Here is a 12,766-nt window from a genome sequence, read left to right on the forward strand (position 1 = left end):
AACACCGGAAAATCCCGCTCCTGACAGCTCAGCCTAGGCTAATTTTCGCCAAGTCAAAGGGACAGCTCTGCCGTCCACTAGGTCGATTGTGCAAATGGCGGGACTGTGCGGGAGTTCCGAGTGATTTTACTTAATGCAATTCAAGCACTAAGCACAGAAACCGGCACGAAACTCAAGGGCGCTGGATCTGCTGCAGATGACCATAGAGCTTGGCATACAGGCCACCGTCGGCAATCAACTGCTGATGATCGCCGTCTTCAGCGACCTGGCCACCATCGAACACCAGCACGCGATCAGCCTGTTTCACCGCCGACAGTCGGTGGGCAATGATCAGCGTGGTGCGGCCATTGAGGAAGCGCGCCATGGCCTGGTGCAGGTTGTACTCGGTGGCCGCGTCGAGGGCCGAGGTGGCTTCGTCGAGGATCACGACTTTCGGTTCGGCGAGGATCATCCGCGCGATGGCCAGACGTTGCCGCTGCCCACCGGACAGGCGCACGCCGGAGCGGCCGACGATACTGTCCAGACCATTGGGCAAGGCGCGGATGGTCGCTTCGAGCTGAGCGATTTCCAGCGCCTGCCAGCACGCCTCGTCACTGCGGGTGCGGCCCATGGTCAGGTTGGCGCGCACGGTGTCGTTAAACAGCGCCGGGTGCTGCAACACCACCGCGACGTTTTCGCGAACCGTGTCCAGACCGATTTCCTGCTGGGTCGAACCGCCGAAGCGGATGGTGCCGGACAGTGGTGTATACAGCCCGAGCAGCAATTGCACGAGGGTACTTTTGCCGCCGCCACTGGCGCCAACAATCGCGACTTTTTCACCGGGAGCAATCGACAGATTCAACTGATCCAGCACTAGGTCATCGCCGTAGCCGAAGCTCAGGCCCTGTACCTGAATACCTACGGTGTCACGGCCCTTGAACGGATCGACACCGCCGGGATATTGCGGCTCATCGGCGCGCGCCAGCAGTTCGTTGATCCGCGCCAGCGCCCCGCCCGCCGCGTAATAGGCGTATTGCAGATTGAGCAGTTGCTCGACCGGGCCGATCATGAACCACAGGTAACTGAACACCGCGAGCATCTGGCCGATCGACAGGTCGGAGAACAACACCGTGAGCATCGCCGCCGCGCGGAAGATGTCGATACCGAACTGGAACAACAAACCGCTGGCGCGGTTGGAAGCGTCGGTTTTCCACTGCGAATTGACCGCGTAGTTGCGCACTTCCTGCGCCCGCAGACCGAGCCGCCCGAGGAAGAAACCCTGACGGTTGCCGGCACGGATCTCCTGAATCGCATCAAGGGTTTCGCTCAACGCCTGGGTGAAGCGCGAGGTGCTGTCGTTCTCGAGTTTCTTCAGGTGTTTGACGCGTTTGCCCAACTGCACCGTGGCGTAGATCACCAGCGGGTTGAACAGCAGAATCAGCAGCGCCAGTTTCCAGTGCATCCACAGCAGGATGCTCGCGGTGCCGACCAGCGTCAGCATCGCCACCAGAAAGCGACTGAGGGTTTCGCCGACGAATTTGTCGAGGGTATCCAGATCAGTGACCAGGTGCGTCGTTACTGTGCCGCTACCAAGGCTTTCGTATTCGCCGAGGGAAATCCGCTTGAGGCGTTCGATCAGACGCACGCGAATACGATAGACGATGTCCTTGGCCAGCCGTGCAAACAGCCGCGACTGCAACACGCCGAAGCACAGCGAACTGCAACGCAGGGTAAGGGTCACCAGCAGCATCAGGCCTATATAGCCGGCCGCTTGCTGCCACATCGTCGGCAGCACATGGTTCATGACTTTCAGCGCGGCATCGCCATGGCCGAGCAGGACTTCGTCCACTAGCAATGGCAGCAGCAATGGGATCGGCACGCTGCACAGCGTCGCCAGCACAGCCACGCCGTTGGCAATCCATAGGGATTTTTTGTGAGTGAGTGCCAGTCGCCGGACTTCTGCCCAGCTCAGCCGGTCGACACGCTTTACGGCTGGCGTGTCATCGGCCAGGTCAGGCACAGGCGGCGCGCTCCAGCCAGCGGCCGAGCAATGGCGACAGTTCGCTGAGCGGTTGATAGCCATTGGTCAGCAGCGCCAGTTGGCCATTGCGTTCGGCGAGCAGGGTCGGGAAACCGGCGATGCCCAGATCTTGCACCCAACTGAAATCGGCCTGAGTGGCTTTGTGTTGATCGGCATGATCGAACAACGCCGCGAACTCGATGCGCGGCACACCCGCCTGCTCCGCCAACTCGACCAGTACACTGGCCTGGGTGACATCGCGGCCTTCAGCGTAAAACGCCTGCTGGATCAGGCCGACCAACTTCCACGCGCAATCCGGCGCCAGACTGCGCGCCGTGACGATTGCGCGGCAGGCAGGCTCAGTGTCGTAGACAAAACCGTCGGGCAACGCGCCGTCAAATTTGAACGCCTGGCCGGTGGCATCGGTGACCGCTTGCCAGTGTTCAAGAATGTAGCGACGCGTGGTCGGCTCCAGCGCCGAGCCGCTGCCGGTGCGCAAACCACCGACCACCAGATGCAACTCCACCCCGGCTGCTTGCGCCTGCTCGACCAATGCCTTGGCCACCGGAGCAAAACCCCAGCACCACGAACACATCGGATCCATCACATAGAGCAGGCGCGCAGACATGGTTAAGCCTCGGTGGATGCTTGCTTGTAGTTGTAGCCGATCGGGTGCGGCTGGTTACGCGCCTTGGCCAGTTCGATCTGTTTCTGCCGATCGATGGCGCTGCGGCGGGTTTTCTCGCTCAACGTGTCCCAGCAATGCGGGCAGCTGATGCCGGCAACGTAATGCTCGCTGGTGCGATCTTCAACGCTAACCGGTGTGCGGCAGGCATGACATTGATCGTAGTCGCCTTCGCTGAGGTCGTGACGCACGGTCACGCGGTTGTCGAACACGAAGCAGTCGCCCTGCCACTTGGTTTCTTCCTGCGGCACCTCTTCGAGGTACTTCAGGATGCCACCCTTGAGGTGGTAAACCTCTTCGAAACCCTCGCCGAGCATGTAGCTCGAAGCTTTCTCGCAGCGAATGCCACCGGTGCAGAACATTGCGACCTTCTTGTGCACGGCCGGGTCGAAGTGTTCTTTGATGTAGTCGGGGAATTCGCGAAAACTGGTGGTTTTCGGATCGATGGCGCCTTCGAAAGTGCCGATCGATACTTCGTAATCGTTACGGGTGTCGATCAACAGCACTTCCGGGTCACTGATCAGCGCGTTCCAGTCTTGCGGATCAACGTAGGTGCCGACCTTTTTGTTCGGGTCGACGCCTTCGACACCGAGGGTGACGATCTCTTTCTTCAGTTTGACCTTGGTGCGATAGAACGGCTGCTCGTCGCAGTACGACTCTTTGTGATCGATGTCGATCATGCGTGGGTCGTTCTTCAGCCAGGCGAGCAGACCGTCGATGCCTTCGCGAGTGCCGGACACCGTGCCGTTGATGCCTTCTTCGGCGATCAGCAGGGTGCCTTTGATCTGGTTGTCGACCATCGCTTGCAGCAGCGGCTCGCGCAGGTTGACGTAATCTTCGAGGGTGACGAACTTATACAGTGCCGCCACGACAATCGGTTGTGTCATGGGTATTTCTCCAGGTGGCTACCCTCGCAAAGGGTGAACCGGATTCAAAAAAAAACGCGCCGGGTGAGCGGCGCGTTGCGGATTCTAGCAAAAAACCGAAGCTTAATGCTTACTGCCGCCAGCACAGGTCGGCGATGCCGGAGCGGCGCCGATCTCTGCCCATTCCTGCGGGGTGTAGGTGTGCAGCGCCAACGCATGGAACTCGCCCATCAGCTCACCGAGCGTGCCGTAGACTTTCTGGTGGCGCTTGACCCGGTTCAGGCCGTCGAACTGCGCGCTGACCACTACGGCCTTGAAGTGCGTCTGCAACCCGCGACTGTGCATGTGGCTTTCATCCAGCACTTGCAGGTGCTCAGGCTGAAGCAGGCCCAGCGTCGATTCGATGCGTTGTTGCATGGTCATCACGAACTCCGCTTACTTCTTCTTGGCCGGCGCAGCAGCGCCTTTCGGGTCCAGCTCTTTGGTCATGTCGTCGAGCAGCTTGTTGACGACAGGCACGGCGCTTTCCAGTTTGGCCTGGGTCATCTGGGCCGATTGCTGAGTCAGCTGCGGCATTTTTTCCAGGACTTTCTTGCCCAGTGGCGACTTGTAGAACGCGACCAGGTCTTTCAGCTCGGATTCGCTGAAGTTGCTGGTGTAAAGCTTGACCATGTCAGGCTTGAGCTTATTCCAGCCGATGGCCTGGTCCAGGGCGGCGTTGGCCTTGGCCTGGTAGGTTTCCAGAACGGCTTTCTTGGCTTCCGGGGCTTTGGTCTGTTCAAAACGCTGAGCGAACATTTGCTGCACTTGCATGTACACCGGAGTGCCCAGCTTGTCAGCGTGCGCCAGGGTCAGGAAAGCTTCAGCACTGGCGTTGTGGCTGGCGGTATCGGCAAGCACCTGGCCGCTGGCGCAAACCAGTGCAACCGCGGTGCAGATGGCACGAAGACGAGTCATCGAGTTTCCTTTTCAGCTAGGCGAGGTAAAACCCCAAGGGCGACCATTCTGCGCCTAAAAAACCTCGTGGCTCAACCCCCGAGCCTTGCCGTGCTTGATTGGCCGGGTTTTACCGGTCAACAATCGGTTCGAGGGAACCACCACGGCCGATGCCGGCCTAAACTGCGCAAACAGACCAACAGGAGTGTGCACGATGAGCCGTATCGAAACCGACAGCCTGGGCCAGATCGAAGTCCCGGACGACGCCTACTGGGGTGCTCAGACGCAACGCTCGCTGATCAACTTCGCCATTGGTCAGGAACGCATGCCGCTGCCGGTACTGCACGCTCTGGCCCTGATCAAGAAAGCCGCTGCACGGGTCAACGACCGTAACGGCGATTTGCCCGCCGACATTGCCCGCCTGATCGAGCAGGCTGCCGACGAAGTGCTCGACGGCCAGCACGACGACCAGTTTCCGCTGGTGGTCTGGCAGACCGGCAGCGGCACGCAGAGCAATATGAACGTCAACGAGGTGATTGCCGGTCGCGCCAACGAACTGGCCGGTAACCCGCGCGGCGGCAAGACGCCGGTGCACCCGAACGATCACGTCAACCGCTCGCAAAGTTCCAACGACTGCTTCCCCACCGCCATGAGCATTGCCACCGCCCAGGCTGTGCAGGAACAACTGCTGCCGGCGATCGCCGAGCTGTCCGGTGGTCTCGCCGAACTGGCGGCGCGGCACATGAAACTGGTAAAGACCGGTCGTACGCACATGATGGACGCGACACCGATCACCTTTGGTCAAGAGCTTTCCGGTTTTATCGCGCAGCTGGATTACGCCGAACGCGCAATCCGCGCTGCATTGCCAGCGGTGTGTGAACTGGCTCAGGGCGGCACCGCGGTCGGCACCGGGCTGAATTCGCCGCATGGTTTTGGTGAGGCGATTGCTGCAGAACTGGCGGCGCTGTCCGGCCTGCCCTTCGTCACCGCGCCGAACAAGTTCGCCGCCCTCGCCGGCCACGAACCACTGACCAGCCTGTCCGGTGCGCTGAAAACCCTCGCCGTGGCGCTGATGAAAATCGCCAACGACCTGCGCCTGCTCGGCTCCGGTCCCCGCGCAGGTTTTGCCGAGGTGCGGCTGCCGGCAAATGAGCCGGGCAGCTCGATCATGCCCGGCAAGGTCAACCCGACCCAGTGCGAAGCGCTGTCGATGCTCGCCTGTCAGGTGCTGGGCAACGATGTGACCATCGGCATTGCCGCGAGTCAGGGTCACTTGCAGTTGAACGTGTTCAAACCGGTGATCATCCACAACCTGCTGCAATCGATTCGCCTGCTCGCCGATGGCTGCAGCAACTTCCAGCAGCACTGCATTGCCGGGCTGGAACCAGATGCCGAAGTCATGGCCAGACATCTGGAACGAGGGCTGATGCTGGTGACGGCACTGAATCCGCATATTGGTTATGACAAGTCGGCGGAGATCGCCAAGAAGGCTTACAGCGAAGGGCTGACTTTGCGTGAGGCGGCGTTGGCGTTGGGCTATCTGACGGATGAAGAGTTTGATGCGTGGGTGCGGCCGGAGAATATGATCGAGGCTGGCGCCAAGGGCTAAACAGCAAAAGATCGCAGCCTGCGGCAGCTCCTACATTGGAATGCGTCCTCTGTAGGAGCTGCCGCAGGCTGCGATCTTTTGATCTTCAAGCCATACGCATGCGCCGCGCCTTGAGCCCGGCAATCAACGAAGGCCCCAACGCCACCAGCGCCGAACCCAACACCACTAACACCGCCCCGCCATAGCCAAGCCCATTGATCTGCTCGGCATGCACATAGTCCGGCCAGATCCCAGCCGCAATGGCCACTGCGCCAAACGTCACCAACGGCGTAATCGCCAACGTCGCACTGACCCGCGACGCCTCCCAATGCGCCAGCGCTTCAGCGAACGCGCCATAGGCAATCAGCGTGTTCATACAGCACGCCAGCAGCAGCCAGCCCTGTAACGGGCTGAGGTTCAGCGCTTCGAGCGGATGCACCCACGGCGTCAGCAACAGTGCGCAGAACAGGTAGATCACCATCATCACCTGCAACGAATTCCATACCGTCAGCAATTGCTTCTGGCCCAGCGCATAGAAGGTCCACACCGTCGACGCCAACAGCACCAGCAAAACCCCGGCGGTGTAATCCGACAACGAGGTCAGCAGCTCCGCCAGACGCTGATTGAAAAACAGCACGAAACCGATCAACAGCACCGCCAACCCGATTCCCTGACCAATACTGAAACGCTCCTTGAACACAAACAGACTGGCGATCAACAACATGATCGGGCCCATCTGCACCACCAGTTGCGCGGTGCCGGGGCTGAGCAGATTGAGCCCCATCAGGTACAACACATAGTTGCCGACCAGCCCGAGTACCGCCATCAGCACCAGCCAACCGCCCCTGGGACCCAGCACTTTGCGACTGGGCAGACGTTTCACCGCCGTCAGATAGATGAACAGACAGCCACCGGACACCAGCAGACGAAACCAGGTCACCGTGACCGGGTCCATCACCAGCAACACCTGTTTGAGCTTGATCGGCAGGATGCCCCACAGAAACGCGGTCAGCAGCGCCAGGAACAAGCCGTACACCCAGCGACCCGATGAAATGTGCATGGAAACCCCAAAGCCTGCTGACAAGTGCGCTCATTCTAGGCGCGCCATTAACCGACACACAGGGACAGTTAAGGCCAGGACGTGAATGAAACTGTGCAGGTCGCAGCATTAAATTGACGTCGTGCCGTTGATCGGCTGCGCAGGCGCGCCAAATGCTTCAGGCATAAGCTCATTGGATCCCTTCCAGCACATCCGCCAAGGAGACCGATCATGTTAGCAATGCGCGCCCAGGACCCAGCACCTGCTACGCACTTTCGCAGCGACCGGGTGTGTCGGGTCAATGGTGAACTTTATTTCAGTACACGGGAAAATACCCTTGAGGGGCCGTTTGAGAGTGCCGTACAGATTGAGAAGGAAATCCAGGCTTACATCGCGCGGATGCAAGGACTGAATTCCAGTCGTTAAGCGGTGGTGATCCAATCGCTGGCAAGCCAGCTCCCACAGGATTAGTGGCGTACACAATTTGTGCGACCGCTACGAAACCTGTGGGAGCTGGCTTGCCAGCGATAGCAATGGAACAGACAACAAAAATGCTCTGGCTTAGCTAACCGCCTCAAACAACCCGGTCGCGCCCATCCCGCCGCCCACGCACATGGTGACGATGCCGTAACGCAAATTACGCCGCTGCAACTCCCGCACCAGATGCCCGACCTGCCGCGACCCGGTCATACCAAACGGGTGACCAATGGAAATCGAGCCGCCATTGACGTTGTATTTCTCATTATCGATCTCCAGCCGATCCCGGCTGTACAGGCACTGCGAAGCAAACGCCTCGTTCAGTTCCCACAGATCGATATCCGCCACCTGCAAGCCTTTGGCCTTGAGCAGCTTCGGCACCGAGAACACCGGGCCGATGCCCATTTCGTCCGGCTCGCAACCGGCCACGGTGAAGCCGCGAAAAAATGCTTTCGGCTTGAGGCCCAACTGCAAGGCTTTCTCCAGGCTCATCACCAGCGTCATCGACGCACCGTCGGACAGCTGCGACGAGTTGCCCGCCGTCACCGAACCATCCTCGGCGAATACCGGTTTCAACCCGGCGAGACTTTCATAGGTGGTGTCCGGGCGATTGCAGTCGTCGCGATCAACCACACCGTCGAGAATCTGCACTGCACCGGTGTTTTTGTCCTCGACGCGGTACTTCACCGCCATCGGCACGATTTCATCGTTGAACAGTCCGGCAGCCTGCGCCTGAGCGGTGCGGATCTGGCTCTGCAATGAATAGCGATCCTGCGCTTCACGGCTGACGCCATAACGCCGCGCGACCACTTCGGCGGTCTGGCCCATCGTGTAGTAGATGCCCGGCGTTTGCTGTTTGAGCAGCGGGTTGATCAGGTGATCGGTGTTGACGCTTTTCATCGTCAGGCTGATCGACTCGACGCCGCCGGCAACGATGATGTCGCTGCAACCCGAGGCAATCTGGTTGGCAGCAATCGCAATCGCCTGCAAGCCCGATGAACAGAAACGGTTGAGGGTCATGCCGGCGGTGCCGGTGCCCAAACGCGACAGCACCGCGACGTTACGGCCGATGTTGTAGCCCTGCGCGCCTTCGTTGGAGCCGGCGCCGACGATGCAATCCTCGACGCTGGCCGGGTCGATGTCGTTGCGCTCAAGCAGCGCGTTGACGCAATGAGCCGCCATATCATCGGGGCGGGTCTGGTTGAACTTGCCGCGAAAGGACTTGGCCAGGCCAGTCCGCACGCTGTCGACGATCACCACTTCACGCATGGCATACCTCATTGTTGTAGTCGGTTGAGAGTGGACCGAGCATAAGTCCACCGCATCAACCACCGCGACAATCATTCACCCCGCGTATGCGCGTCTATCGGCTCAGTCCTTGTGTTTCTTCGCGTGCTTGTCGGATTTCTCGAAGGCCTCTTCCAGTGCACGGTTGATCGTGCGCAACACCTTCACCCGAGCCCAGCGCTTGTCATTGGCCTCGATCAGCGTCCATGGCGAGATTTCCGAGCTGGTGCGGTCGACCATATCGCCGACAGCAGCGCGATAGGCGTCCCACTTGTCGCGGTTGCGCCAGTCGTCTTCGGTGATCTTGAAGCGTTTGAAGGGGATCGCTTCGCGCGCCTGAAATCGCTCCATCTGCGTGTCTTTATCAATCGCCAGCCAGAACTTGACGACGATCACTCCGGCGTCGGACAGCTGCTCTTCAAAATCGTTGATTTCGCCGTAGGCACGCAACCAGTCGGCCGGCGTGCAGAAGCCCTCAATCCGCTCTACCAGCACCCGGCCGTACCAAGAGCGGTCGAACACGGTGAACTTGCCGCGCGCCGGAATGTGCCGCCAAAAGCGCCACAAGTACGGCTGAGCGCGCTCCTCCTCAGTCGGTGCGGCGATCGGCACGATGTTGTATTGCCGTGGATCGAGCGCCGCCGCGACCCGACGGATCGCCCCGCCCTTGCCGGCGGCATCGTTGCCTTCGAACACCGCCACCAGGGCGTGGCGGCGCATGCGTTTGTCGCGCATCAGCCCAGACAAGCGCGCCTGCTCGGTGATCAGTTGTTCTTCGTAGTCTTTCTTCTCCAGACGCTGGGTCAGGTCGAGGCTGTCGAGCAGGTTCAACTGATCGACCGGCGTGCCCAACGGCGCGGCGCTGACATCGTGCGGATGCACGTCCGGACGCTTCAGCGCATTTTGCAAACCTTCGAGGAGAATCTTGCCGACCGCCAGGCTGCGATAGTTGGCGTCGGCGCCTTCGATCACATGCCACGGCGCGTAATCGCGACTGGTACGGCGCAGCACGCGCTCGCCGTATTTGACGAACTTGTCGTAGGTTTCCGATTGCTGCCAGTCCAGCGGGCTGATGCGCCAGCTGTGCAGCGGGTCATCAGCCAGCGCCTTGAGCCGGGCCTTCATCTGTTTTTTGGACAGGTGAAACCAGAATTTGAAAATCAGTGCGCCTTCATCGCAGAGCATCTTTTCCAGACGCTCGGCGCCGGCGATCGCCTGATCCAGACGCGGATCCTTGAACAGGCCATGCACCCGCCCCTGCAGCATCTGGCTGTACCAGTTGCCGAAAAAAATGCCCATGCGCCCCTTGGCCGGGAGCATTCGCCAGTAGCGCCATGCCGGAGGCCGTGACAACTCCTCATCGGTCTGCTGATCGAAGGTGCGCACTTCGATCAGGCGCGGGTCCATCCACTCGTTGAGCAACTTGACCGTCTCGCCCTTGCCCGCGCCTTCAATGCCGTTGATCAAGATGATCACCGGAAAACGCTTCTGCTGCTGCAGTTCGAACTGAGCTTCGAGCAAGGCTTCACGCAATGCCGGGACGGCCGCATCAAAGGTGTCTTTGTCGATGGCGTGACCGATTTCAGCGGATTCAAACATGGGACGGCTCCTTCCAGGATTCAGCAAGACTAGCGGATTGGGCACAGCAGCGGCGCAGAAATTCCCGCGGCTGGCGGATTGTCCGTGAGTCAACGGGCGCAAGCCTTGCCATGGATCAAGCAGCCCCTGCGCGATCGGCTAGAATGGCCGCCTTGTCGTTGCCGAGCCTGCCATGAAACCTGTATTGCCCCACGCCCAACTCGATTGGGATGACCACGGACGCCCGCGTTCGCGGGTGTTCGATGACGTGTACTTTTCCGATCAGTCGGGGCTGGAAGAAACTCGTTACGTGTTCCTCGAACAGAACCGCCTGGCCGAGCGTTTTGCCGCGCTGCCGGCGGGTGGGCGACTGGTCATCGGTGAAACCGGTTTTGGCACCGGGCTGAATTTTCTCTGCGCCTGGCAGTTGTTCGAGCAACACGCCATGGCGGGTGCGCGCCTGCATTTCGTCAGCGTCGAAAAATACCCGCTGAGCCCCGCCGACCTGAAACGTGCCTTGGCCCTGTGGCCGGAACTCAAGCCACTGGCCGATCAGTTACTACGGCATTACGTGGCGATCCATGCCGGCTTTCAGCGCATCACCCTGGCCCACGGCCGCGTGACGCTGACGCTGTTGATCGGCGATGCCCTGGAACAACTGCCGCAGCTCGACGCGCAGATTGATGCGTGGTTTCTCGACGGTTTCGCCCCGGCAAAAAACCCCGACATGTGGACTGCCGAACTGTTTGTCGAGCTGGCGCGACTGGCAGCGCCCGGCTCAACCATCAGCACCTTCACCAGTACCGGTTGGGTCCGCCGTTTGCTCAACGCCGCCGGGTTCAAAATGAAGCGCACGCCGGGCATCGGTCACAAGTGGGAAATCCTCCGTGGCGAGTTTCTCGGCTGGCCGGCGGAAGTGACGCCGCCGACACCGGAAAAACCCTGGTTCGCTCGTCCTGCACCGATCGCGGCTGAACGTCGAGCGCTGGTGATTGGCGCCGGTCTCGCCGGCTGCGCCACCGCGTCCAGCCTGGCCGCACGTGGCTGGCAGGTGACGTTGCTCGAACGCCATGCGGCGGTGGCGCAAGAAGCCTCGGGCAATCCGCAGGGCGTGCTGTACCTGAAATTGTCTGCCCACGGCACGGCACTGTCGCAACTGATCGTCAGCGGTTTCGGTTACACCCGACGCCTGCTGGAAACCCTGCAACGCGGCACCGACTGGGACGCTTGCGGCGTGCTGCAACTGGCGTTCAATACCAAGGAAGCCGAGCGTCACGCCCAGTTGGCCGAAGCCTTCCCGGAAGACCTGTTGCAGTGGCTGGATCAGCCCGAGGCGCAGGCCCGTGCCGGAGTCGGTCTGGCCCATGGCGGCTTGTACTATCCCGAAGGCGGTTGGGTGCATCCGCCGGCGCTGTGTCAGGCGCAAGCGGCGCAGGCGAACATCGAACTGCTCAACCATTGCCAAGCACTGCAACTGCGCAGGGTCGATGACCAGTGGCAAGCCCTCGACGGTGACCGCTTGCTCGCCAGCGCGCCGGTCGTGGTGTTGGCCGGTGCTGCCGACATCAAATGTTTTGCGCAGAGCGCCGAGTTACCGCTCAAGCGCATTCGCGGGCAGATCACCCGTCTCGCCGAAACTGCAGAAAGCCAGGCACTGGCCACTGTGGTCTGCGCCGAAGGCTACGTCGCGCCTGCCCGTCTAGGCGAACACACCCTCGGCGCCAGTTTCGATTTCAACAGCGATGACCTGACGCCAACCACCGCCGAACACGTGGGCAATCTGGCGATGCTCGAAGAGATCTCAAGCGATCTGGTTACGCGTCTGCACATCAGCGAACAGCCCGTCGAAAATCTTCAGGGCCGCGCAGCCTTCCGCTGCACCAGCCCTGACTATTTGCCGATTGTCGGCCCCCTCGCCGACCGCGAAGCGTTCCTCGACACCTACTCGGTGCTGAGCAAAGACGCCCGCCAAGTGCCGGACATCGCCTGCCCTTGGCTGGACGGTTTATACGTCAACAGCGGCCACGGTTCTCGCGGGCTGATCACCGCGCCATTGTCCGGCGAACTGCTCGCTGCGTGGCTGGACAACGAACCGCTACCGCTGCCACGCAGTGTCGCCGAAGCCTGCCACCCCAACCGCTTTGCATTACGTCGGTTGATTCGCGGCAAATGAACTGAAGACCACGGGCCATGACGGTGGCCCACTGGTCTGACGGCGCCGTTTATAACTTATCGTTCTAAAACTCCCACAACCGCACCGGGTCAGTTTCTGAGTACCGGCCATTTTGGCCGCTGAAGAAACACCCTCCCC

At 60.6% G+C, this 12,766-nt stretch carries 11 protein-coding genes; 3 read left to right on the forward strand and 8 right to left on the reverse strand.

Annotated elements, in window-relative coordinates; genetic code table 11:
- Positions 1–172: 172 nt before the first annotated feature.
- The 5 genes from CKW14_RS08965 to CKW14_RS08985 all read right to left on the reverse strand — a co-directional run bounded on the left by CKW14_RS08965 (position 173) and on the right by CKW14_RS08985 (position 4,507).
- The gene (locus CKW14_RS08965; protein ID WP_095048572.1) at positions 173–1,999 is read right to left on the reverse strand and encodes an ABC transporter ATP-binding protein; all 1,827 of its coding nucleotides are present in this window, start codon (positions 1,997–1,999) and stop codon (positions 173–175) included.
- Positions 1,992–2,594: a DsbA family protein gene (locus tag CKW14_RS08970; protein WP_176471270.1), complete on the reverse strand. Its 603-nt coding sequence runs from the start codon at positions 2,592–2,594 to the stop codon at positions 1,992–1,994. Before CKW14_RS08970 ends, CKW14_RS08965 begins: the two co-directional genes overlap by 8 nt.
- A 35-nt stretch (positions 2,595–2,629) precedes the next feature.
- Positions 2,630–3,571: a rhodanese-related sulfurtransferase gene (locus CKW14_RS08975; protein ID WP_095048574.1), complete on the reverse strand. Its 942-nt coding sequence runs from the start codon at positions 3,569–3,571 to the stop codon at positions 2,630–2,632.
- Between the two features lie 102 nt (positions 3,572–3,673).
- The gene (locus CKW14_RS08980; RefSeq protein ID WP_095125183.1) at positions 3,674–3,973 is read right to left on the reverse strand and encodes a BolA family transcriptional regulator; all 300 of its coding nucleotides are present in this window, start codon (positions 3,971–3,973) and stop codon (positions 3,674–3,676) included.
- 12 nt (positions 3,974–3,985) lie between these two features.
- Positions 3,986–4,507 (reverse strand): DUF2059 domain-containing protein, encoded by a 522-nt coding sequence (locus CKW14_RS08985; protein WP_095120531.1) that lies wholly within the window; start codon positions 4,505–4,507, stop codon positions 3,986–3,988.
- A gap of 193 nt (positions 4,508–4,700) precedes the next feature.
- Between CKW14_RS08985 and CKW14_RS08990 the strand changes: the two genes are divergently transcribed.
- Positions 4,701–6,095: a class II fumarate hydratase gene (locus CKW14_RS08990; RefSeq protein ID WP_007908383.1), complete on the forward strand. Its 1,395-nt coding sequence runs from the start codon at positions 4,701–4,703 to the stop codon at positions 6,093–6,095.
- 85 nt (positions 6,096–6,180) lie between these two features.
- Here CKW14_RS08990 and CKW14_RS08995 read toward each other — a convergent pair whose 3' ends face one another.
- Positions 6,181–7,134, reverse strand: a complete 954-nt coding sequence (locus tag CKW14_RS08995) for a DMT family transporter (protein ID WP_095125184.1) — start codon at positions 7,132–7,134, stop codon at positions 6,181–6,183.
- Between the two features lie 210 nt (positions 7,135–7,344).
- Between CKW14_RS08995 and CKW14_RS30155 the strand changes: the two genes are divergently transcribed.
- Positions 7,345–7,539, forward strand: coding sequence for a DUF6316 family protein (locus tag CKW14_RS30155; protein WP_095125185.1), 195 nt, complete (start codon positions 7,345–7,347; stop codon positions 7,537–7,539).
- A 135-nt stretch (positions 7,540–7,674) separates the two neighbouring features.
- On the opposite strand, the gene CKW14_RS09005 is transcribed toward CKW14_RS30155, so the two are convergent.
- Positions 7,675–8,859: a thiolase family protein gene (locus tag CKW14_RS09005; RefSeq protein WP_095125186.1), complete on the reverse strand. Its 1,185-nt coding sequence runs from the start codon at positions 8,857–8,859 to the stop codon at positions 7,675–7,677.
- Positions 8,860–8,961: 102 nt separating this feature from the next.
- Positions 8,962–10,476 carry a polyphosphate:AMP phosphotransferase gene (gene pap / locus CKW14_RS09010; RefSeq protein WP_095048579.1) on the reverse strand — a complete coding sequence of 505 codons (1,515 nt, stop codon included), beginning with the start codon at positions 10,474–10,476 and terminating at the stop codon, positions 8,962–8,964.
- Positions 10,477–10,648: 172 nt separating this feature from the next.
- Here pap and mnmC point away from each other — a divergent pair, with 172 nt between their 5' ends.
- Entirely contained in the window at positions 10,649–12,628 is a 1,980-nt protein-coding gene (gene mnmC / locus CKW14_RS09015) for a bifunctional tRNA (5-methylaminomethyl-2-thiouridine)(34)-methyltransferase MnmD/FAD-dependent 5-carboxymethylaminomethyl-2-thiouridine(34) oxidoreductase MnmC (protein WP_095048580.1), read from the forward strand.
- Positions 12,629–12,766: the final 138 nt, after the last annotated feature.

It is taken from the genome of Pseudomonas sp. Irchel s3a12 (assembly GCF_900187485.1).
Lineage (GTDB): Bacteria > Pseudomonadota > Gammaproteobacteria > Pseudomonadales > Pseudomonadaceae > Aquipseudomonas > Aquipseudomonas neuropathica.

Bases quoted from the DNA above. Each gene is read 5' to 3' on its own strand.
- CKW14_RS30155 (WP_095125185.1), top strand. From the start codon at position 7,345: ATGTTAGCAATGCGCGCCCAGGACCCAGCACCTGCTACGCACTTTCGC.
- CKW14_RS08985 (WP_095120531.1), bottom strand. From the start codon at position 4,507: ATGACTCGTCTTCGTGCCATCTGCACCGCGGTTGCACTGGTTTGCGCC.
- CKW14_RS08995 (WP_095125184.1), bottom strand. From the start codon at position 7,134: ATGCACATTTCATCGGGTCGCTGGGTGTACGGCTTGTTCCTGGCGCTG.
- CKW14_RS08980 (WP_095125183.1), bottom strand. From the start codon at position 3,973: ATGACCATGCAACAACGCATCGAATCGACGCTGGGCCTGCTTCAGCCT.
- CKW14_RS09005 (WP_095125186.1), bottom strand. From the start codon at position 8,859: ATGCGTGAAGTGGTGATCGTCGACAGCGTGCGGACTGGCCTGGCCAAG.
- CKW14_RS08970 (WP_176471270.1), bottom strand. From the start codon at position 2,594: ATGTGTTCGTGGTGCTGGGGTTTTGCTCCGGTGGCCAAGGCATTGGTC.
- mnmC (WP_095048580.1), top strand. From the start codon at position 10,649: ATGAAACCTGTATTGCCCCACGCCCAACTCGATTGGGATGACCACGGA.
- pap (WP_095048579.1), bottom strand. From the start codon at position 10,476: ATGTTTGAATCCGCTGAAATCGGTCACGCCATCGACAAAGACACCTTT.
- CKW14_RS08990 (WP_007908383.1), top strand. From the start codon at position 4,701: ATGAGCCGTATCGAAACCGACAGCCTGGGCCAGATCGAAGTCCCGGAC.
- CKW14_RS08975 (WP_095048574.1), bottom strand. From the start codon at position 3,571: ATGACACAACCGATTGTCGTGGCGGCACTGTATAAGTTCGTCACCCTC.